At 69.6% G+C, this 20,500-nt stretch carries 20 protein-coding genes; 13 read left to right on the top strand and 7 right to left on the bottom strand.

Translation table 11 applies throughout. The annotated features are described in order from the left end of the window. The first annotated feature begins 46 nt into the window (after nucleotides 1–46). Genes C9E82_RS14560 through bluB form a run of 4 tightly spaced genes read left to right on the top strand, consistent with a single transcriptional unit; the run spans nucleotide 47 to nucleotide 2,880 of the window. Nucleotides 47–838 carry a hypothetical protein gene (locus C9E82_RS14560; RefSeq protein WP_119896870.1) on the top strand — a complete coding sequence of 264 codons (792 nt, stop codon included), beginning with the start codon at nucleotides 47–49 and terminating at the stop codon, nucleotides 836–838. 40 nt (nucleotides 839–878) lie between these two features. Next, a complete protein-coding gene (locus C9E82_RS14555; RefSeq protein ID WP_170161993.1) occupies nucleotides 879–1,880 on the top strand; it encodes a YihY/virulence factor BrkB family protein in 1,002 nt (333 codons plus the stop codon). 22 nt (nucleotides 1,881–1,902) lie between these two features. Then, nucleotides 1,903–2,241, top strand: coding sequence for an SMR family transporter (locus C9E82_RS14550; RefSeq protein ID WP_119896868.1), 339 nt, complete (start codon nucleotides 1,903–1,905; stop codon nucleotides 2,239–2,241). Between the two features lie 3 nt (nucleotides 2,242–2,244). After that, a complete protein-coding gene (gene bluB / locus C9E82_RS14545; protein ID WP_119896867.1) occupies nucleotides 2,245–2,880 on the top strand; it encodes a 5,6-dimethylbenzimidazole synthase in 636 nt (211 codons plus the stop codon). Nucleotides 2,881–3,024: 144 nt separating this feature from the next. Here the strand turns inward: bluB and tig are convergent, their stop codons facing one another. The 4 genes from tig to hisS form a co-directional block, all read right to left on the bottom strand. After that, complete coding sequence (gene tig, locus C9E82_RS14540; RefSeq protein WP_119896906.1) at nucleotides 3,025–4,359, bottom strand: trigger factor; 1,335 nt, start codon at nucleotides 4,357–4,359, stop codon at nucleotides 3,025–3,027. 195 nt (nucleotides 4,360–4,554) lie between these two features. Continuing rightward, nucleotides 4,555–5,238: an ATP phosphoribosyltransferase gene (hisG, locus tag C9E82_RS14535; protein ID WP_119896866.1), complete on the bottom strand. Its 684-nt coding sequence runs from the start codon at nucleotides 5,236–5,238 to the stop codon at nucleotides 4,555–4,557. Continuing rightward, nucleotides 5,235–6,302 (bottom strand): ATP phosphoribosyltransferase regulatory subunit, encoded by a 1,068-nt coding sequence (locus tag C9E82_RS14530; protein ID WP_119896905.1) that lies wholly within the window; start codon nucleotides 6,300–6,302, stop codon nucleotides 5,235–5,237. The genes hisG and C9E82_RS14530 overlap by 4 nt, the downstream gene beginning before the upstream one ends. After that, nucleotides 6,302–7,783: a histidine--tRNA ligase gene (gene hisS / locus C9E82_RS14525; protein ID WP_119896904.1), complete on the bottom strand. Its 1,482-nt coding sequence runs from the start codon at nucleotides 7,781–7,783 to the stop codon at nucleotides 6,302–6,304. Before hisS ends, C9E82_RS14530 begins: the two co-directional genes overlap by 1 nt. A 54-nt stretch (nucleotides 7,784–7,837) precedes the next feature. On the opposite strand from hisS, the gene C9E82_RS14520 reads away from it, so the two are divergent. Further along, nucleotides 7,838–8,074, top strand: coding sequence for a SlyX family protein (locus C9E82_RS14520; RefSeq protein ID WP_240643426.1), 237 nt, complete (start codon nucleotides 7,838–7,840; stop codon nucleotides 8,072–8,074). Between the two features lie 72 nt (nucleotides 8,075–8,146). On the opposite strand, the gene C9E82_RS14515 is transcribed toward C9E82_RS14520, so the two are convergent. Next, on the bottom strand, nucleotides 8,147–8,956 hold the full coding sequence (locus C9E82_RS14515) for a cyclase family protein (protein WP_119896865.1): 810 nt from the start codon (nucleotides 8,954–8,956) through the stop codon (nucleotides 8,147–8,149). A gap of 149 nt (nucleotides 8,957–9,105) precedes the next feature. Here C9E82_RS14515 and C9E82_RS14510 point away from each other — a divergent pair, with 149 nt between their 5' ends. The 4 genes from C9E82_RS14510 to ispG all read left to right on the top strand — a co-directional run bounded on the left by C9E82_RS14510 (nucleotide 9,106) and on the right by ispG (nucleotide 12,586). Beyond that, on the top strand, nucleotides 9,106–10,398 hold the full coding sequence (locus C9E82_RS14510) for an adenylosuccinate synthase (protein ID WP_119896864.1): 1,293 nt from the start codon (nucleotides 9,106–9,108) through the stop codon (nucleotides 10,396–10,398). Between the two features lie 91 nt (nucleotides 10,399–10,489). Then, a complete protein-coding gene (locus C9E82_RS14505) occupies nucleotides 10,490–10,702 on the top strand; it encodes a DUF2842 domain-containing protein (RefSeq protein ID WP_119896863.1) in 213 nt (70 codons plus the stop codon). Further along, nucleotides 10,699–11,364, top strand: a complete 666-nt coding sequence (locus C9E82_RS14500; RefSeq protein ID WP_119896862.1) for a thiamine diphosphokinase — start codon at nucleotides 10,699–10,701, stop codon at nucleotides 11,362–11,364. The genes C9E82_RS14505 and C9E82_RS14500 overlap by 4 nt, the downstream gene beginning before the upstream one ends. A gap of 82 nt (nucleotides 11,365–11,446) precedes the next feature. Beyond that, nucleotides 11,447–12,586 carry a flavodoxin-dependent (E)-4-hydroxy-3-methylbut-2-enyl-diphosphate synthase gene (ispG, locus tag C9E82_RS14495; protein ID WP_119896861.1) on the top strand — a complete coding sequence of 380 codons (1,140 nt, stop codon included), beginning with the start codon at nucleotides 11,447–11,449 and terminating at the stop codon, nucleotides 12,584–12,586. A 78-nt stretch (nucleotides 12,587–12,664) separates the two neighbouring features. Here ispG and C9E82_RS14490 read toward each other — a convergent pair whose 3' ends face one another. Beyond that, nucleotides 12,665–13,420 (bottom strand): DsbA family protein, encoded by a 756-nt coding sequence (locus tag C9E82_RS14490; RefSeq protein WP_119896860.1) that lies wholly within the window; start codon nucleotides 13,418–13,420, stop codon nucleotides 12,665–12,667. A gap of 155 nt (nucleotides 13,421–13,575) precedes the next feature. Between C9E82_RS14490 and C9E82_RS14485 the strand changes: the two genes are divergently transcribed. The 3 genes from C9E82_RS14485 to C9E82_RS14475 all read left to right on the top strand — a co-directional run bounded on the left by C9E82_RS14485 (nucleotide 13,576) and on the right by C9E82_RS14475 (nucleotide 18,560). Beyond that, on the top strand, nucleotides 13,576–14,712 hold the full coding sequence (locus tag C9E82_RS14485; RefSeq protein WP_119896859.1) for a pyridoxal phosphate-dependent aminotransferase: 1,137 nt from the start codon (nucleotides 13,576–13,578) through the stop codon (nucleotides 14,710–14,712). Next, nucleotides 14,709–15,932: an N-acetylmuramoyl-L-alanine amidase gene (locus C9E82_RS14480; protein WP_119896858.1), complete on the top strand. Its 1,224-nt coding sequence runs from the start codon at nucleotides 14,709–14,711 to the stop codon at nucleotides 15,930–15,932. The genes C9E82_RS14485 and C9E82_RS14480 overlap by 4 nt, the downstream gene beginning before the upstream one ends. Before the next feature lie 75 nt (nucleotides 15,933–16,007). Beyond that, nucleotides 16,008–18,560, top strand: a complete 2,553-nt coding sequence (locus C9E82_RS14475) for a penicillin-binding protein 1A (RefSeq protein WP_119896857.1) — start codon at nucleotides 16,008–16,010, stop codon at nucleotides 18,558–18,560. Here C9E82_RS14475 and C9E82_RS14470 read toward each other — a convergent pair. Further along, nucleotides 18,554–19,144, bottom strand: a complete 591-nt coding sequence (locus C9E82_RS14470) for an MgtC/SapB family protein (protein ID WP_119896856.1) — start codon at nucleotides 19,142–19,144, stop codon at nucleotides 18,554–18,556. The two genes, C9E82_RS14475 and C9E82_RS14470, sit on opposite strands and share 7 nt — an antisense overlap. A 148-nt stretch (nucleotides 19,145–19,292) precedes the next feature. Between C9E82_RS14470 and prfB the strand changes: the two genes are divergently transcribed. Beyond that, on the top strand, nucleotides 19,293–20,420 hold the full coding sequence (prfB, locus tag C9E82_RS14465; RefSeq protein WP_119896855.1) for a peptide chain release factor 2: 1,128 nt from the start codon (nucleotides 19,293–19,295) through the stop codon (nucleotides 20,418–20,420). Nucleotides 20,421–20,500 lie beyond the last annotated feature (80 nt).

Raw genomic sequence — 20,500 nt, 5'->3', positions numbered from 1 at the left:
CCCGATGCGGGTTCAGGTTACAAGACAGCACGAGCCGGAGGCCCAGATGCAGCGCAGCGACGACAACGACCACGACCTGACCGAAGCCGACCGCGACAGCGAGACCCGCTTCGGCCCCCGCAAGGTCCCCGAGGGGCACCGCACCGCCAGCCCCTATCCGCACCGGCCGATGCGCTCCAGCCGGGTGATCCCGTCGGGGCGGGTTTCGCCCGACGGGCGCGAGCCCTGGCCGATGCCCTCGACCACCGCGAAGGTCGTCGTCTGGGGCGGGATCGCCCTGGGCGTGGCCGGGCTGACGGCGGGGGCGATCATGGCCACCCGCAAGATCGCCGGCATGATCGCCGACGAGGGCGGGCGGCGACCCTATCACGTCGGCGTCGGCGCAGGCATCCCCGAGCGCGACCGGCGGGCGCCGGACACGCTGGCGCCGCGATTCGCCGAGCTGGACGAGGAGGAGCGCGAGGAGATCCGTCGCCGCGCGCGGGCCCAGGCGCGCGAGGACAGCCGCGCCGCCGCGCAGCGCCGCGCCGAGGCCGCCCGCCGCCGCAACCCGCCGCGCCGCAATATCGCCGCCGAGATGACCGACACCGCCACCAGCCTGTCCGCCGGGCTGAACGGGCTGGCCGATTCGCTGGCCAGCGCCTTCACCGGCTTTCGCAGCGTCGCCGCCCAGGCCAGCGCGATCATCGGCGAATTCGCCGCCACGGCCCAGCAGGTGCGTGACCTGATGGGGCGAGGCGATGCCGCCGCGGACCGCCCCGCAGGCGGCGCCGGGGCGGCCGAAGACCGCGATCGCGGCCCGAAGCGGGACGATGACCGGCGCACCCACCGGCTGTAACGGGCCGGGCCGGGCAATTCCGCAAGCGAAGGGGGCCGCGATGTCCGAGATGCAGGGGGCAGGGCGCTCGGTCCGGGACGCGCTGCTGGGCGATCTGGATGACGGCACGCGCGCCCGCTATGGGCTGGTGCCGCCCGGCGGGGACGGGTCCGGCCCGGCGACGGAGGGAGAGCCGCGCCGCGGATTGGTCGGGATCGTCCGGGAAACCGCCGAGCGGATTTCCGAGGACCGGGTCAGCGCCGTCGCCGGCGGCGTGACCTTCTTCGCGCTGCTGTCGCTGTTTCCCGCCATCACCGCCTTCGTGTCGCTCTATGGACTGGCGGCCGATCCGGCGCGCATCGCCGCGCATCTGGACCTGCTGGCCGCCTTGCTGCCCGAGGGCGCGCTGCAGATCGTGCGGGGGCAGGTCGAGGCCATCGCGGCCAGTTCGGGCAGCCTGCTGTCGCTGGCCGGTCTGGGCGGGCTGGCGGTGGCGCTCTATTCCGCGAATGGCGGGATGAAGGCGCTGCTCTCGGCGCTGAACGTGGCGCTGTTCCAGAAGGAAACGCGCGGTTTCCTGCAGCTGAACCTGGTGGCGATGTGCTTCACGCTTGGCGGGCTGGTGATGGTGGCGCTGATGCTGGGGGTGATCGCGGTGATCCCGGTGCTGCTGCATTATCTGCCGCTGCCCGACAGAACCGGCGCGCTGGTCGGGCTGCTGCGCTGGCCGATCCTGTTCGGGGTGCTGCTGGGCGCGATCGCGGCGCTGTATCGCTGGGGTCCGGCGCGGCCGCAGCGCCGCGCGGCGGGACTGTCGCCGGTCCTGCCCGGCGCGCTGCTGGCCGGGGTGATGCTGGTCGCGGCCTCGATGCTGTTTTCCTGGTATGCGGCGAATTTCGCCAATTACAACAGGACCTATGGCGCGCTGGGGGCGGTGATCGCGCTGATGATGTGGCTGTGGCTGTCGGGCTGCATCCTGCTGGCCGGGGCCGAGCTGAATGCGGTCATGGGGCGCCGAAAGGGCTTGCCCAAGGGGGGGCGGTCGGCCGAAGAAGGGGGCTGACGCCTGAACGCCCGGAGGTCCCATGTTCGTATCGCCCTATGTCCCGCTTGGCATCGCCATCGCGCTCGAGGTGGTGGGGACCTCGTTCCTGCAACGCTCCGAGCAGTTCAGCCGGCTGTGGCCGACCCTTGGCATGGCGGTCTGCTACCTTGCCAGCTTCTACCTGCTGTCGCTCAGCCTGCGGGCGCTGCCGCTTGGCGTCGCCTATGCGATCTGGAGCGCGGTCGGCATCGTCCTGGTCGCGCTGATCGGGCTGGTGATCTTCGGCCAGCGGCTGGATTTGCCCGCCGTGGTCGGACTGGCGCTGATCGTCACCGGGGTGGTGGTGGTCAACCTGTTCTCCAAGTCCGTCGGGCACTGAGCCATGCCCCATCGCCGGCGTTTCGACGAGGAGGACCTGGCGGCGCTGATGCGGCTGCTGCGCTGGCGGCGCGACGTGCGCCATTTCCTGCCCGACCCGGTGCCCGAGGAGGCGCTGACCCATCTGCAGGAGGCGATGGCGCTGGCGCCCTCGGTCGGCAATGCCCGGCCCTGGCGGGTGGTGCGCGTCGAGGATCCGGCCCTGCGCCAGGCCGCCCGCGACATCTTCCGCGACTGCAATGCCCGCGCCGCGACGCTGTATCAGGGCAGCCGCCGCGCCGCCTATGCGCAGCTGAAGCTGGAGGGGATGGAGGTCGCGCCGGTGCAGCTGGCGGTCTTCTGCCTGGAGGATCCCGAGACCGGCCACGGGCTTGGCCGCCAGACCATGCCCGAGACCCTGCGCCAGTCGGCGGCGATGGCGGTCTTCGCGATCTGGCTGGCGACGCGGGTGCAGAACCTGGGGCTGGGGATGGTCTCGATCCTCGACCCGGCGCGGATCGAGGCGCTGCTGGACATGCCGCCCGACTGGCGCTTCACCGCCTGGCTGTGCATCGGCCACCCGGCCTTCGAGGACGACACGCCGCTGCTGCATCGCGCCGGCTGGCAGGAAAACGCGGAAAGCGACTGGCTGGTGGTCTGAAGGGGCGCGCGGGAATGGCCCCCGTGCCGCCTGCGGCGCGGGCGGATGCCTCCGGCGGGGATATTTGGGCCAAGATGAAAGGGCGGCACGAAAAAGGCCGCGGCTGGATGTGCCGCGGCCCTGTTCTTGCGGATCCGGGAAGGATCAGAGCTCGTCCAGCGCCTCGACGGCCTTTTCCAGCTCTTCCTTGGTCACCTGCTTTTCGCTGACCTTGGCTTCCTCGGCGATGTGATCGACCACCTTGTCCTCGAAGATTGGCGCGCGCAGCTGCTGCTGGACGGCCTGGTTCTGCTGGACGAATTCGAAGAAGGCGCGTTCCTGGCCCGGATACTGGCGCGCGGCGCGCAGGACGGCCTGGGTCATCTCCTGGTCGGTGACGGTCACCTCGGCCTTCTGGCCGATCTCGGCCAGCAGCAGGCCCAGGCGGACGCGGCGCTCGGCCAGCTTGCGATGTTCCTCGGTCGGCTCGATGGTGCCGTGGTTATGGTCGTGGACCTCGGGGTTTTCCTCGTGCCACAGCTGGTGGGCGATCTGGGCGGCCTCGGCCTCGACCAGCGATTCGGGCAGGTCAAACTTCACCTGCTCGTCCAGCTGGTCCAGCACGGCGCGCTTCAGCACCGCGCGGGCGGCGCCGGCATATTCGGCCTCCAGGCGCTCGGCGATCTGCTTCTTCAGCGCCTCCAGGTCCTCGGCGCCGAATTTCTTGGCCAGCTCGTCGTCGATCTCGGCCGGCTTGGGCGCCTTCACGGCCTTCACCTTGCATTCGAAGACGGCATCCTTGCCGGCCAGGTTCGGGGCGCCGTATTCCTCGGGGAACTTGACCTCGACCTTGATCTCCTCCTCGGCCTTGACGCCGACCAGCTGCTCCTCGAAGCCGGGGATGAAGCTGCCCGAGCCCAGCACCAGCGGATAGTCCTCGGCCGCGCCGCCCTCGAAGGCCTCGCCGTCGACGAAGCCCTTGAAGTCGATGACCACCTGGTCGCCGTCCTTGGCCTTGCTGCCCTTGCGGCGATCCTCGAAGTTCTGCGCCGATTTCGCCAGGTTTTCCAGCGCCTCGGTGATCGCGGCCTCCTCGGCGGGGACGGTCAGCCGCTCCAGCTTCAGCTTGGTCAGGTCGACCTCGGGAATGGCGGGCAGCGCCTCGTAGGAGACGTTGACGACCACGTCGTCGCCTTCCTTCCAGGTCTCGCCATTCTCCATCTCGACCTTGGGCTGGATGGCGGGACGGTCGCCCGATTCCTCCAGGTGCCTGCGCAGGGCGCCGTCGATGGCTTCCTGCATGGCATCGCCCATGATGCGCTGGCCGAACTGCTTCTTCAGCATCGCCATCGGCACCTTGCCCTTGCGGAAGCCCTTCATCTCGATCTCGGGCTGCGCCTCTTTCAGCTTCGCATCGACCGTCGCGGCCAGATCGGCGGCGGGCAGGGTGAACTGATAGCCCCGATTCAGACCTTCGTTCCGGGTTTCCTTGACCTGCATCATCGTCCTCATATCAAGAAGGGCCGCCCGCCATTCGCTCGCGCCGGCCTGAAAATTGGCGCCCCTTCTAGTCGCGCGCCCCGGCCGGTGCAAGCAAATAGCGGGCGCCCCGGCCCAAAGCCCGGCCGCCGCTTCTTCGTTGCCGAAATACCCTTGGGGGAGTCCCCGGCACGGGGACGGGGGCGAACAGCCCCCTTACCCGGCCGCCACCCCCAGCTGCGCCAGAAACCGGGCCATCTCCTCGCCCATCGCGCCGCGATGCGCGAAAAGCGTCGCCTGCGATCGCAGGATCGGCGCGCCCGACAGGATCTTGAGGTTGTTCGCGCGCAGCGTCGCGCCCGAGCTGGTGATGTCGGCGATGGCCTCGGCGGTCTGGTTGGCCACCGTGCCCTCGGTCGCGCCCTGGCTGTCCACCAGCTGGTAGTCGGCGACCTCGTGGCTGGCCAGCCAGGCGCGGACCAGCCGGTGATATTTCGTCGCCACCCGCAGCCGGAAGCCATGCGCGGCGCGGAAATCCCGCGCGATCGCGGCGAAATCGTCCAGGTCGTCGCAATCGCGCCAGCAGGCGGGCACGGCCAGGATCAGGTCGGCATGGCCGAAACCCATCGGCGCCAGTTCGACCAGGTCCGAGCGCCAGCCGGCCAGCTTCTCGCGCACCAGGTCGGTGCCGGTCACGCCCAGCTCGATCCGCCCGGCGGCCAGCTCGCGCGGGATCTCGCCCGCCGACAGCAGGACCAGTGCCACGCCCTCGGCGCCCTCGACCCGGCCCGCATATTCGCGGTCCGACCCGGCCCGTGACAGCCGCACGCCGCGGGTGGCGAACCAGTCGAAGCATTGCTCCATCAGCCGCCCCTTCGAGGGCACCCCCAGCCGGATCATGCGCCCGCCTCCAGTTCCGCGACCAGTCCGGGGCGGATGATGCCGCCCACCGCCGGGATCGCGCGCCCGCAGCCGCGCCCCAGCACCGCCGTCAGCGCGTCATAGCGCCCGCCCGAGGCCACCGGCGGCCAGTCGGCCCGGCCCGGCGCCAGGAAGCTGAAGGTGAAGCCGTCGTAATATTCCATCGTGTGCCGGCCGTGGCTGGCATCGAAGCGGATCGCGCTTGTGTCGATCCCGCCCTGCGCCATTGCCGCCGCGCGCGCCTCGATCCGCGCCACGGCGGGGCGCAAGGCGGGCCATTCCACCGCCAGCTCGCCCAGCCGGGCCAGCGCCTCGGGCAGGGGGGCGGCGATGGCGAACAGCCGCTCCAGCCGCGCGGGCCATTCCGGCGCCAGGGGTGGCTCGGCGGCATCGGCCCGCAGCCGGGTGATCCGCGCCGCCATCTCGTCGGCGCCGCGCAGGCCCGACCAGGGCGCCGAGGCTTCGGGGAAGTCGCGCGTCGCCCGCTGGTTCGAGAATCGCTCGATCAGCCGGGCGAAGCGGCCCGGCCGCCAGACATGGTGCAGCGCCGCGTCGCGGCGGGCGGGCGACAGGGGCAGGGCGCGCACCGCCTCCATCAGCAGGCCCATGTCGCCGGTCACGGCCCCCAGGCCCAGGGGCGCCAGAAGGCGGTGGAACAGCGCGAAGACCTCGGCATCGGCGTCCGCATCATGGGCGAAAAGCTCGAACCCGGCCTGCAGGTATTCGTTGTCGCGCTGATGGGCGGGGCGCTCCTCGCCCGGATCCTGCTTGCGGAACACCTCGCCCAGATAGCAATAGCGGGCGGGCTCGGCCCCGTTGGCCATGTGCATCTGCACCACCGGCACGGTAAAGTCGGGACGCAGCATCACCTCGCCGCGCAGCGGGTCGCTGGTGACATAGGCCCGCGCCCGGATGTCCTCGCCGTAAAGATCCAGCAGCGTCTCGGCGGGCAGCAGGATGTCGGGCGCGACCTCGACCGCGCCGGCCGCGCGGAAGGCGGCCAGGAAGCGCTGGCCGACGGCCTGCTTGTCGCGTTTCGGGATCATCCCAGGATCCGCCGCACTTCCGCCACCAGATCGGCGCGCGCCACCTCGGTCTGGGCGGGCTGGGCCTTCCATTCCTCATGGCTGGCCTGGGCCGCGATCTTCGCGCCCAGCACCAGGTCCTTGAGCTGCACCACGCCGCGCGCCGCCTCGTCCCCGCCCTGGATGATCGCCACCGGGGCGCCGCGCCTGTCGGCATATTTCAGCTGGTTGCCGAAGTTCTTGGGATTGCCCAGATAGACCTCGGCGCGGATGCCGGCCGCGCGCAATTCCGCCGCCATCGCCTGGTAATCGGCCATCCGCTCGCGATCCATGACCGTGACCACCACCGGCCCGGCCTCCTCGGCCCCGGCCAGCCCCTTGGCGCGCAGCGCGGCTAGCAGCCGGTCCACGCCGATGCTGATCCCGGTCGCGGGCACCTTCTGGCCGGTGAAACGCTCGACCAGCCCGTCATAGCGCCCGCCGCCGGCGACGGATCCGAATTGCCGTTTGCGGCCCTTCTCGTCCAGGATCTCGAAGGTCAGCTCGGCCTCGAAGACCGGCCCGGTATAATAGCCAAGGCCCCGCACGACCGAGGGGTCGATCACCGCCCGGTCCTCGCCCACCCCCATCGCCGCCAGCATGCCCGAGATCTGCGCCAGTTCCTCGACCCCCTCGGCGCCGATGGCCGCACCGCCCACGGCCGCGCCCAGGTTCTCCAGCGTCTCGGCATTGGTGGCGCCCTTCGAGGTCAGGAAGGCCAGCAGCGGCGCGGCCTGCGCCGCGCTCAGGCCGACCCCCTCGATGAAGGCGCCGCTCTCGTCCTTGCGGCCCGTGGTCAGCAGCGCCAGCACGCCGTCGCGGCCGACCTTGTCGAACTTGTCGATCTGGCGCAGCACGTCCTCGGCCTGGTCCGTGCGGACCTCGGCGGCTTCCAGCACGCCGTTCAGCACCTTGCGGTTGTTGATCCGCACGATGTAATCGCCGCGCGCGATGCCCACGGCCTCCAACGCATCGGCCAGCATGGCGCAGATCTCGGCATCCGCCGCGACCGAGGCCGCGCCCACCGTATCCGCATCGCATTGATAGAACTGCCGGAACCGCCCCGGCCCCGGCTTCTCGTTGCGCCAGACCGGCCCCATCGCATAGCGCCGATAGGGCGAGGGAAGATCATTGCGAAACTGCGCCGCCACCCGCGCCAAAGGCGCCGTCAGGTCATAGCGCAGCGCCAGCCAGTCGCCCGAGCCGCCCCCCGGCACGGCTTCCTCCTGCCAGGCGAAGACCCCGGCATTCGGTCGGTCCACGTCGGGCAGGAACTTCCCCAGCGCCTCGACCGTCTCGACGGCGCTGGTCTCCAGGGGATCGAAGCCGTGGCGATGATAGATTTCGGCGATGCGGTCCAGCATCGCCTTGCGCTCGGTCACATCCGCGCCAAAATAGTCGCGAAAGCCCTTCGGCGTTTCCGCCTTGGGACGGGGCTGCTTTTTCTGATCCTTCGCCATGGTCATGTGCCCTTCCGGCCAAATCCGTGGCCGCATCTAACGGAAGGGGGCGACATGGACAAGAACATGGAAGATGGAAAGGCGGCCCAGGCCCGCCTCCGCCAGCTGGAGGAGGCGCTGGCGCATCTGGCCCGCATCACCGAGGACCTCAGCGAGGTGATCGCCCGGCAGGACGGCGAGATCGCGCGGCTCTCGCGCCGGGTCGAGATGCTGATGCGCGCCGCCGCCGAACAGCAGCTGGAGGCGGGCGGCACCCTTCCGCTGGCCGACCAGCGCCCGCCGCACTGGTAGCACCCGCCCCACAGGGTCACGACGGGCCGCTTCTTCGTTGCCCAAATACCCGATAAACCGCCCTCGCGGCGATCAGACCACGGCCAGGATGCGCGCCGGGCCGCCGGTGCCGCGCTTGTGGGTGGGCGCGCCGACGAAGGCCGTCGCCCCCGCACCCGGCACCCGGTCCAGCCCGGCAAGATTCTCGATCCCATAGCGCCCGCCCGGCAGCCAGGAATTGTGCACCGCGAAATCGGCGGAATTTCCCGGATCCAGCGACAGCGTGTCGACGCCGATCCCGGCCACGCCCATCTCTGCCAGCAGGTCCGTCGCCGGTTGCGAGAAGCCCGGAAAGGCGAAGGCGCCATCGGCATCGACGCGATAGGACGGATCGCCCAGCTTCGCCGCCCAGCCCGAATGCATCGCCACCAGCGCGCCGGCGGGGATCTGGCCATGGGCGCCGATCCAGGCCTCGACATCCTCGGGCAGGACCGTGGCATTGGGGTCCTCGGCCGCGCGGGCGGCGATGTCGATCACGCAGAGCGGGCAGACCAGCCCCGCCGGGTCCAGTTCGTCCACCGAGGCGCCGTCCTCGGAAAAATGCAGGGGCGCGTCGATATGGGTGCCGGAATGCTCGAAGATGGTCAGCTTCCACAGCTGGTATCCGTCGCGCTCCAGCAGCTTGTCGGGCTCGTAGGTGATTCCCGGCAACCCGTCGAAGGTCGGGAAATCCCCGTCCCAGGCATGGGTCAGGTCGATGACCCGCCCCGAACTTTGCGCCAGGGCGGGCCGGGCCGAGACCGCGCCCATCGCCAGCGCGGCGGATCCCGCCGCCGCCCCGAACAGGGCCCGGCGCGACAGCATGTTCGACTTCACGGATTCGATGACGCAGGCATGGCACATGGCGCTCTCCTATCGCTGGCCTATCGCTGGACGGTCCGATCCTTCCACCAAACGGCCGCGCCGCCAAAGGAAATCGCCGCTTTTCCCCGGCCGGCTTGTGCGCTAGACCCGGCGCGGACGTTTTTCGGGCACGAGGGAAGGACCGGCTCATGGCCAATGTGGTGGTTGTCGGCGCGCAATGGGGCGACGAGGGCAAGGGCAAGATCGTCGACTGGCTGTCGGAACGCGCCGACGTGATCGCGCGGTTTCAGGGCGGCCACAATGCCGGCCATACGCTGGTCATCGGCAACCAGGTCTTCAAGCTGTCGCTGCTGCCCTCGGGCATCGTGCGCAAGAACAAGCTGGCGGTGATCGGCAACGGCGTGGTGCTGGACCCCTGGGCGCTGTTTTCCGAGATCGACAAGCTGTCGGCGCAGGGGGTCGCGATCGGCACCGAGAACCTGATGATCGCGGAGAACACCCCGCTGATCCTGCCGCTGCACCAGGACCTGGACAAGCTGCGCGAGGAGGCCGCCGGCAAGGCGAAGATCGGCACCACCGGCCGCGGCATCGGCCCGGCCTACGAGGACAAGGTCGGCCGCCGCACCATCCGCGTCGCCGACCTGGCCGACGAGGAGACCCTGGACGCGCGGCTGGATCGCCTGCTGGCCCATCACGACGCGCTGCGTCAGGGCCTGGGCGCCGAGCCCATCGACCGCGCCCGGCTGAAGGCCAGCCTGCAGGAGATCGCGCCGAAGCTGTTGCCCTATGCCCAGCCGGTCTGGAAGATCATGGCCGAGGCCCGCAAGTCCGGCAAGCGCATCCTGTTCGAGGGCGCGCAGGGCAGCCTTCTGGACATCGATTTCGGCACCTATCCCTATGTGACCAGCTCGACCACCATGTCGGGGGCGGCGGCCTCGGGGACCGGCATGGGACCGGGGGCGATCGACTTCGTGCTGGGCATCGTCAAGGCCTATACGACCCGCGTGGGCGAAGGCCCGTTCCCGACCGAGCTCGACGATGCCGACGGCCAGCGCCTGGGCGAGCGCGGCCATGAATTCGGCACCGTCACCGGCCGCAAGCGCCGCTGCGGCTGGTTCGACGCGGTGCTGGTGCGCCAGACCTGCGCGATCTCGGGCGTCAACGGCATCGCCCTGACCAAGCTGGACGTGCTGGACGGATTCGAGACGCTGAAGATCTGCGTGGGCTACGAGATCGACGGGGTGCAATACGACTATCTGCCGACCGCCGCGGCCCTGCAGGCCCGCGTCACGCCGATCTACGAGGAGATGGAGGGCTGGCGCGACTCGACGCAGGGCGCGCGAAGCTGGGCGGACCTGCCGGCGGCCGCGGTCAAATATGTCCGCCGCGTCGAGGAGCTGATCCAGTGCCCGGTGGCATTGCTCTCGACCAGCCCGGAACGCGACGATACGATCCTGGTCACCGATCCCTTCGCGGATTGATCGCGGCATTGCGTCCCGCGACCGCCGGGGGGCCAGCCCCCCGGACCCCCCGGGATATTTGGGCCAAGATGAAAGGGAGGCGCGGCAAGAGATGGATCTGAAGACGCGCAAGCGCCTGGCGCTGCTGGTCCTGGTCGTGGGCTTGCCGGCCTATATCGTGGTAGCGGTGACGCTGGTGAACTGGATGGATGCGCGCTGGGGCCGCCAGCCGGTCTGGATCGAGCTTCTGGTCTATGTCGGGCTGGGCCTGGTCTGGGCCTTTCCCTGCAAGCGGATCTTCAGCGGCGTCGGCCGGGGCGAATGATCCCGCCGCTGGTCATCGCGGATCGCGGCGTCACCGTGATCGGCGGTGGCGCGGTGGCGCCGCAGGACCTGGGCCTTGCGCTGGAGGTCGCGCCGCTGCTGGTCGCGGCCGACAGCGGCGCCGACCGCGCCCTGTCGCTGGGCGAGGCGCCCGACTGGGTGATCGGCGACATGGACAGCATCAGCGCCGGCGCCCGCCGGCTGATTCCGGCCGAGCGGATCGTGCAGGTGGCCGAGCAGGACAGCACCGATTTCACCAAATGCCTGACCCGGATCGCCGCGCCCTTCGTCATGGCCGTGGGCTTTGCCGGGCTGCGGCTGGACCATACGCTGGCGGCGCTGAACACGATGGCGCGGGTGCCGCGCCCGCCGGTGATCCTGCTGACCTCGGACGACATCGTCTTCGTCGCGCCCCCGCGCCTGACCCTGCCGCTGATGCCCGGCACGCGGGTCTCGCTCTATCCGATGGGGCCGGCGCGCGGGGTCTCGACCGGGCTCGAATGGCCGATCGAGGGGCTGGACTTCGCGCCGGACCGCCGCGTCGGCACCTCGAACCGGGCGACCGGGCTGGTCACGCTGCGGCTTGAAGGGACGATGCTGCTGATGCTGCCGCGCGACGCGCTGGCCACGGTGATGACCGCCCTGCGCCTGCCGAGGCCCTGATCCGCCCCATCACGAGGCCGTGCCCCGGTTGCCGCGCCCCGGCCGATGGCGTATCCCAAGGGGGAAGCCGGAGCCATTTGCCATGTCGCTGAACCCGATCCGTCCCTGGCGCAACATCGAGCGCCGCAAGTCCCGCCAGATCATGGTCGGCCGCGTGCCGGTGGGCGGCGACGCGCCGATCAGCGTGCAGACCATGACCAATACCGACGGCCATGACGTGCGCGCCACGCTGGAGCAGGTGATCCGCGCCGCCGATGCCGGGGCCGATATCGTGCGCATCTCGGCCCCCGACCGGGAAACCACCCGCGCGCTGAAGGAGATCTGCCGCGAAAGCCCCGTGCCGATCGTGGCCGACATCCATTTCCACTACAAGCGCGCCATCGAGGCCGCCGAGGCCGGCGTCGCCTGCCTGCGCATCAATCCCGGCAATATCGGATCGCCCGACCGGGTGCGCGAGGTGATCCGCGCCGCCCGCGACCACGGCTGCTCGATGCGGATCGGCGTGAATGCCGGCAGCCTGGAACGCCACCTGCTGGAGAAATACGGCGAGCCCTGCCCGGACGCGATGGTCGAATCCGGGCTCGACCACATCAAGATCCTGGAAGACAACGACTTCCACGACTTCAAGATCAGCGTGAAGGCCAGCGACGTGTTCCTTGCCGCCGCCGCCTATCAGCAGCTGGCCGAGGCCACCGACGCCCCGATCCACCTGGGCATCACCGAGGCCGGCGGCTTCGTCGGCGGCACGGTGAAATCCGCCGTCGGCCTCGGCAACCTCTTGTGGATGGGCATCGGCGACACGATCCGCGTCAGCCTGTCCGCCGATCCGGTCGAGGAGGTCAAGGTCGGCTACGAGATCCTGAAATCCCTGGGCCTGCGCACCCGCGGCGTGCAGATCATCTCCTGCCCCAGCTGCGCGCGGCAGGGCTTCGACGTGATCAGGACTGTCGAGAAGCTGGAACAGCGCCTCGAACATATCAAGACGCCGATGTCGCTCTCGATCATCGGCTGCGTCGTGAACGGGCCGGGCGAGGCGCTGATGACCGATATCGGCTTCACCGGCGGCGGCGCGGGCAGCGGCATGGTCTACATGGCCGGGCGCCAGTCCCACAAGATGAGCAACGACCAGATGATCGACCATATCGTCGGGCTGGTCGAGGAACGCGCCGCGAAGCTGGAAGCCGAGGAGGCCGCCCAGAACCCCGCCACCGCCGCCGAATAGGCCCCGCGCCGCTTCTTCGTTGCCCAAATACCCCCGCCGGAGGCGCCCCCCCGCGACGGGTGGCGGCCGGGTCCCCGCCTATCCCTCGGTCATCTCCTCGCGGATCTGCTCGACCGTGGCGGTCAGGCCGATGCCGGGCACGCCGCGCAGCAGGTGATCGCCGATCACGAAGGTCGGCGTGCCCTGGATCGCCATCCGCTCGGCCAGCTGCCGGTTCTCGCGCAGGACCGCGGTGACGGTCTCGGTATTCATCATGTTCACGACCTCGTCGGCATCGACGCCGATCTTTTCGGCCACGCCGCGCAGCGCCTCCAGCGAGGCCTCGCTGCGCAGCGCCATCAGCTCGTCATGGGCCTTCATATAGGCTTCGTCGCCGGCCAGGTGGCGGACCGCGATCGCGAAGCGGGCGGAGTTTTCGCTGTCCTGACCAAGGATCGGAAATTCCTTCAGGATCAGGCGGATATTGCCGTCATTCTCGACGACGTCATGGACTTCCTGGTTGAAGCGGCGGCAGACGCCGCAGCGATAGTCGATGAATTCGACCATGGTCAGGTCGCCCTCGGGATTGCCGCCGACCCAGCTGTGGCCGTCCTCGAAGATCGCCGCGCGGTTGGCGGCGACCAGCGCCACGTCGTTCTCGGCCTCGGTCGCGGCGCGGCGTTCCTCCAGCACGTTGATCGATTCGACCAGCACCTCGGGATTTTCCATCAGATAGTCGCGCACCGCCTCGCCGAAGGCGGCCTTTTCCTCCTCGGACATGGCCGAGATGTCGAAGGCCTGCGCGGGCAGGGCGAAGGTGGCGGTCAGAAGCAGCGCGGCGGTCAGGCGTGTCATGCAGGTCCTCGGGGTTCGGGTCGCGCGCAGGATGGCGATAGCGGCGGGGCTTGGCAAGAAAGCCCGCCACACCTTGGCGTGAGCCCGTCAAAGAACTGGAGCCCGCCCGGCCTTCGCGCTAAGAGGCTGGAAAAACACCGGACGAGGTCTGATCCATGCGCCAATCCCTTCGCGGACAGGTCGATCCCTTCATCGTCATGGACGTGATGGAAGCCGCCGCCCGCGCCGAGGCCGCGGGGCGCGACATCATCCACATGGAGGTCGGCCAGCCCGGCACGCCCGCCCCCGAGGGCGCCCGCCGCGCCCTGGCCGGGGCGCTGGACCAGCCCCTCGGCTATACCGTCGCGCTGGGTCTGCCGGCGCTGCGGCAGGGGATCGCCGACCTCTACCGGCGCTGGTACGGCGTGGACCTGGACCCGGCCCGCGTCGTGGTGACGCCGGGCAGCAGCGGCGCCTTCATCCTGGCCTTCTCGGCGCTGTTCGACGCGGGCGACCGGGTGGCGATGGGCTATCCGGGCTATCCCAGCTATCGCCAGATCCTGCGGGCCATGTCGCTGGAACCCGTGGGCATCCCGACCCGCCCCGAGGACCGCTATCAGCCGCGCCCGCAGGACCTGCCCGAGGGCGCGCGGGGGCTGATCCTCGCCTCGCCCGGCAATCCCTCGGGCACGGTGCTGCGCCTGGAGGAGATCCGCGCCCTGACCGAGGCGGCGCAGGCGCGCGGCATGGCGGTGATCTCGGACGAGATCTATCACGGGCTGACCTATGGCGATCGTTGCCATTCCGCGCTGGAGGCGACCGACGAGGTCTTCGTCATCAACTCGTTCAGCAAGTATTTTTCCATGACCGGCTGGCGGGTCGGCTGGATGGTGGTGCCGGAAAGCCATGTCCGCACGGTGGAACGGCTGGCGCAGAACATGTTCATCTGCCCACCCCATGCCAGCCAGCTGGCCGCCCTGGCGGCGCTGGACTGCACGCCCGAGGCCGAGGGCAACCTTGCCGTCTATGCCGAGAACCGCCGCCTGATGCTGGAGGGGCTGCCGAAGGCCGGCTTCGACCGCATCGCGCCGCCGGAAGGCGCCTTCTACATCTATGCCGATGTGTCGCACCTGACCGGTGATTCGCTGGCCTTCGCGGCCGAGATCCTGGAAAAGGCCGGCGTCGCGGTCACGCCGGGGCTGGATTTCGACCCCGAGCGCGGGGCGCGCACGCTGCGCTTCTCCTATGCGCGCGCCACTGCGGACATCGCCGAGGGACTGCGCCGCCTGACGGAGTTCATGGCCGCGCGATGAGGCGGCTGGCCGCCCTCCTGGCGCTGCTTCTGGCGTCGCTGCTGGCCGTTCCGGGCGCCGGGGGCGCCTGGGCCCAGGAACCGGCGCGGCTGGTGATCGGCGCCTCTTCGCTGACCGCCGAGGGCCGCGACCGGGGCCGGCCGCGGCCGATGGACCTGCGGCTGACGCTGGACCGGCCCGCCGCCTGGCGGGTGTTCCTGGTCGCCGACCCGATCCGGCTGATCGTCGATGTCGAGGGGCTGGATTTCGGCGATTACCGCCCCGAGCAGCTGTTCGGCGCCGAGCTGGTGCCCGCGATCCGCTGGGGCCGGTTCGAGAAGGGCTGGTCGCGGCTGGTGCTGGAACTGCCCGGCCCCTATCGCGTCAGCCAGGCGCATCTGCGCAGCCGTGCGCCCGAGCCGCAGATCCATATCGCTATCGAACCTGTGGCCGAAGCCGATTTCGCCCCCCGTCCCAGCGCCACGGCGGCGCTGCGCAACCTGCCCGATCCCGTGGCCATGCCGCCGGCCGAGGACAGGGAGCGGCTGACCGTGGTGCTGGATCCCGGCCATGGCGGCTTCGATCCGGGCGCCGTGGCCGAGGGCGCGCGCGAGGCGGACCTGGTGCTGGCCTATGCGCTGGACCTGCGGCGAGAGTTGATCGCGCGGGGCATCGACGTGCAGATGACGCGCTCGGACAACCGCTTCGTCAGCCTCGAATCGCGGATGACCATCGCGCGTGAGGCGGGGGCGGACCTGTTTCTGTCGCTTCATGCCGATGCGCTGCCGCAGGGGCAGGCGGCGGGGGCGACGGTCTATGTCTGGAACCCGGCCTCGGACGACCTGGCCGCCCGGCTTCTGGCCGAGCGCCACGACCGCGACGACCTGCTGGCGGGCGTCGATCTGAGCGGGCATGACGATGCGCTGGCCACGGTGCTGATGGATTTCGTGCGCACCGACACCCAGCCCCGGTCCGAGAATTTCGCGGCCTTCCTGACCTCGCGCATGGCGATGGCCGGGATCGGGCTGCATGGGCGGCCGGTGCAGGGGGCGGCATTTTCCGTGCTGAAATCGCCCGACATCCCCTCGGTCCTGCTGGAGCTGGGCTTCGTCAGCGACCCGGTCGACCGCGCCAACCTGACCGATCCGGCCTGGCGGGCGCGCATGGTCGGCGCGCTGGCCGATGCCATCGCCTCCTGGGGGCGCGACGAGCAGCAGCGCCGCGGCCTGTTGCGGCAATAGCGACGGGATGTTGTTTTGACGCAAGCCCCCGCTTGGGTCTATAGACGGGACCAGTCAGCGAGAGGCGTTTTTCAGGTGTTGCGGACCATCCTTTCCTTCTTCGGGGCGATCTTTTCCTGGTTCGTCACCGCCACCTTCTTCGTCGCGCTGACCCTTGGCGCGATTTTCTGGATGTATTCGCGCGACCTGCCCAGCCACGAGGCGCTGGCCCAGTACACGCCCAAGACCATCAGCCGCATCTATTCCGGCGAGGGGATGCTGATGGACGAATTCGCGCAGGAGCGCCGCCTGTTCGTGCCGGTCGAGGAGATTCCCGACCTGGTCAAGCAGGCCTTCATCAGCGCCGAGGACAAGAATTTCTACACCCATCCCGGCTATGACCTGCGCGGCATCGCCAGCGCCGCCTGGCAGGCGGTGCAGACCCGCGGCGACAGCGTGCGCGGCGCCTCGACCATCACCCAGCAGGTGATGAAGAACTTCCTGCTGTCCAGCGACCGCAGCGTCGAGCGCAAGGTGAAGGAGGTGATCCTGGCCTCGCGGCTGGAACGGACGCTGACCAAGGACCAGATCCTGGAACTCTATCTGAACGAGATCTTCCTGGGCCAGAACAGCTTCGGCGTGGCGGCGGCGGCGCAGACCTATTTCAACAAGTCGCTGTCCGAGCTGGAGCCGCACGAGGCCGCGATGCTGGCCGCCATGCCGCAGGCGCCGGGCCGCTATCACCCGGTGCGCGCCAAGGAGCGCGTGACCGAAAGGCGCAATTATGTGCTGCGCGAGATGTGGCAGAACGGCTATATCGACCAGGCGACCTACGAGGCCGAGGCGAAGCTGCCGCTGCGCTCGGTCCAGAACGGCGATTTCCCCTCGTTCCACGACCAGATGCCGTCGCGCGACTATTTCACCGACGAGATCCGCCGCCAGCTGTCGCGCGAATTCGGCGAGGAGGAATTCTTCGGCGGCGGGCTGACCATCCGGGCGACGGTGGACCCCGAATTGCAGACCGCCGCCGCCGATGCGCTGCGCGAGGCGCTGGAGAAATACGACCGCGGCCGCGGCATCTGGCGCGGCACCGGCGAGGCGCTGCCGCCCGAGGCGCTGCGCGACGAGGCTGCCTGGCGCGGCGCCCTGTGGGAGATCCGCGTGCCGCGCGACATTCCCGGCTGGCATCCGGCGGTGGTGCTGGAGCTGTCCGACAGCGCCGCCCGGATCGGCATCGAGGGGATCGAGGAGGACGCGGACGGCCACTGGATCCCGGCCGAGGACGTGCAATGGGCGCGCAAGCTGGACCGCGAGACCGGCCGGCTGCGCGACCGGGCGCGGGTGGCGGGCGACCTGGTCGAGGTCGGCGACGTGGTGCTGGTGCGCGCCATGACCCGCGACGGCGGTGGCGGCTTCATCCGCTGGAGCCTGCGGCAGGTGCCCGAAGTGCAGGGCGGCTTCATGGCCATGGACGTGAACACGGGCCGGGTCATGGCGATGCAGGGCGGTTTCAGCTATCAGTCCTCGGTCTTCAACCGCGCGACCCAGGCGATGCGCCAGCCGGGGTCGTCCTTCAAGCCCTTCGTCTATGCCGCCGCGCTGGACAACAACTATACCCCGGCGACCATCGTCGTGGACGAGCCGATCCGCATCAACACCCCCTTCGGGCTGTGGGAGCCGAGGAACTCCAGCGGCCGCCATTACGGGCCGACGCCGCTGCGCACCGGGATCGAGATGTCGAGGAACCTGATGACCATCCGCATCGCTCAGGACATCGGCATGGACATCGTCGGCGGATATGCCGAGCGGTTCGGCGTCTATGACGACCTGAAGCCCTTCCTGGCCAATGCGCTTGGCGCGCAGGAGACGACGCTGTTCAAGATGGTCGCGGCCTATGCCATGTTCGCCAATGGCGGCGAGCGGGTCGAGCCGACGCTGGTCGACCGGGTGCAGGACCGGCGCGGCCGCACCGTCTATCGCCACGACCGCCGGACCTGCGAGACCTGCGGCGCCCAGGCGCTGCCCGCCGGGCAGGGGCCGGTGATCGACAGCAACCGCGAGCGGGTGATGGATGCCGTCACCGCCTATCAGCTGACCTCGATGCTGGAGGGCGCGGTCAAGCGCGGCTCGGGCAGCGGGGTGAACCTGCCGGTGCCGATCGCCGGCAAGACCGGCACCACCAATGATGCCAAGGACGTCTGGTTCATCGGCTATTCCAGCAATATCGTCGCCGGCTGCTATCTGGGCCACGACCAGCCGCGCACGCTGGGGTCGGATGCCTATGGCGGCACGCTGTGCGTGCCGGTCTTCAACGCCTTCATGCGCGAGGCGGTGAAGGAATATGGCGGCTCGGAATTCAAGGTGCCGCCGGGCGGCTACTGGGTGAAGATCGACCGCGTCACCGGCCAGCGCCTGTCCGACGATGCCAGCGGCCCCAATGTCATCGCCGAATATTTCCGCGAAGGCGCGGATCCGAACTGGCTGTCGCCCTATGTCGTGTCGGGCTTCGGCGACGGGCCGGTGGTCCTGCCCTGGGAGGCGGGGGCGGACAGCCGCGCCTCGACATCCATCACCACCTCGACCGGCGAGCGGCGGGTGATCCCGAAGCGCACCGATTTCGGCACCATGTCCTCGGGCGGGCTCTACTGAGCATCCGGCGGGGTGGTTGCGTCCCGCGACGCCGGGGGCGCTTCGCCCCCCGGACCCCCCGAAGGTATTTTGGAAGGAGTGCGAGGGGCGGTTTCCTCGGCCTTGCCGCCCAGGGCGACGATCCGGCGAATCGCCCAGAGGATCAGCAGCGCGAGCAGCGTTCCGATCACGGCCAGCAAGCCGTCGCCCGTCCCGCAGGCCAGGCCGATGGCGCCGGCGAGCCACATCGAGGCGCCGGTGGTGATCCCGCGGACATGCCCGCCGCTGATGATGATCGAGCCGGCGGCGAGGAAGGCGACGCCGGCGGTCACCGCCTCGATCAGGCGCAGGGGATCGATCTGCAGCCTGAGATCGTCATGGCTGGGGAAATGGGTCAGTTCCATCGCGACGGTGGTGAACATCGCGGCGGCGAGCGAGATCAGCATATGGGTGCGCAGCCCGGCGGCGCGGGCATGGACCTCGCGTTCCCAGCCGATCAGGGCGCCGAGGAACAGGGCCAGCAGCAGGCGCATGACCACCGCCACCATCGGAACGGTCTGCAGCGGGGCGAACAGGTCGGCGAAGGCGTCGGTCAGGACGGTCATGGCGTTTCCATTTCGGGGGCGTTTCCATTTCGGAAATGTCGCGATCGGGGCATAACGCGGGCGGGGGGCCTCGGGTTGCCGCGCTCTTGCCGTGTCGCGCGGGCCGCGTTATCACCCCTGACCTGATGCCAAGCCGAAGGAACCGCCCATGCGCGCCGAGACGCAGTCCACCATCGAGGCCATCCGCAAATCGCTGAGCCTGCTGGGGCAGCGGATGGACTGGCAGACCGCGCCGCATCGCCTGGAAGAGATGAACGCGATGATCGAGGCGGGCGATTTGTGGTCCGACCCGGCCCGCGCCCAGAAGCTGATGCGCGAGCGCCAGGCCCTGTCGGACGCGATCGAGACCTATCGGCGCATCGATACCGACCTGTCGGCCAATGCCGAGATGGTCGAGCTGGCCGAGGAGGAGGGCGACGCCGAGCTGGTCGCTGAAGCCGAGGCGAACCTGAAGGCGCTGGCCGAACTGGCCGCGCAGAAGGAGCTGGAGGCGCTGCTGAACGGCGAGGCGGATGCCAACGACACCTTCCTGGAGATCAACGCCGGCGCGGGCGGCACCGAAAGCTGCGACTGGGCGGCGATGCTGGCGCGGATGTATGTGCGCTGGGCCGAGAAGAAGGGCTATGAGGTCGAGCTGATCAGCGAGAGCGCCGGCGACGAGGCCGGCATCCGCAGCGCCGCCTACAAGATCAGCGGCCACAATGCCTATGGCTGGCTGAAGTCGGAATCGGGCGTGCACCGGCTGGTCCGCATCAGCCCCTATGACAGCGCCGCGCGGCGCCATACCAGCTTTTCCAGCGTCTGGGTCTATCCGGTGGTGGACGACAATATCGAGATCACGGTGCCCGACAACGAGATCCGCATCGACACCTATCGCTCCTCGGGTGCGGGGGGCCAGCATGTCAACACCACCGATTCGGCGGTGCGGATCACCCACCTGCCGACCGGCATCGTCGTCACCAGTTCGGAAAAGTCGCAGCACCAGAACCGCGCCAATGCCATGGCGGCGCTGAAGTCGCGCCTGTATGAGATGGAGCTGCGCCGGCGCACCGAAAGCATCCAGGCCCAGCACGACGCCAAGGGCGATGCCGGCTGGGGCAACCAGATCCGCTCCTATGTGCTGCATCCCTACCAGATGGTGAAGGACCTGCGCACCGGCGAGGAGACCAGCGACACCCAGGGCGTGCTGGACGGCGACCTGGACGCCTTCATGGCGGCGACGCTGGCCATGGACGTGGCCGGGAAAAGCCGCGCCGAGGCGCAGTCCGAGGGCTGAGCGGCCGCGTCCCTTCACTGTCTCGGCGGGCAAGGGCGGGCGATTTTTCGCTTTCATGCCGCGGGTTTCGCCGACTAACC

Origin of the sequence: Paracoccus sigandri, from assembly GCF_003709565.1 — a bacterium.
Lineage (GTDB): Bacteria > Pseudomonadota > Alphaproteobacteria > Rhodobacterales > Rhodobacteraceae > Paracoccus > Paracoccus siganidrum.
Note: the sequence above shows the minus strand (reverse complement) of the source record. Positions and strands in the feature narration are given on the sequence as shown.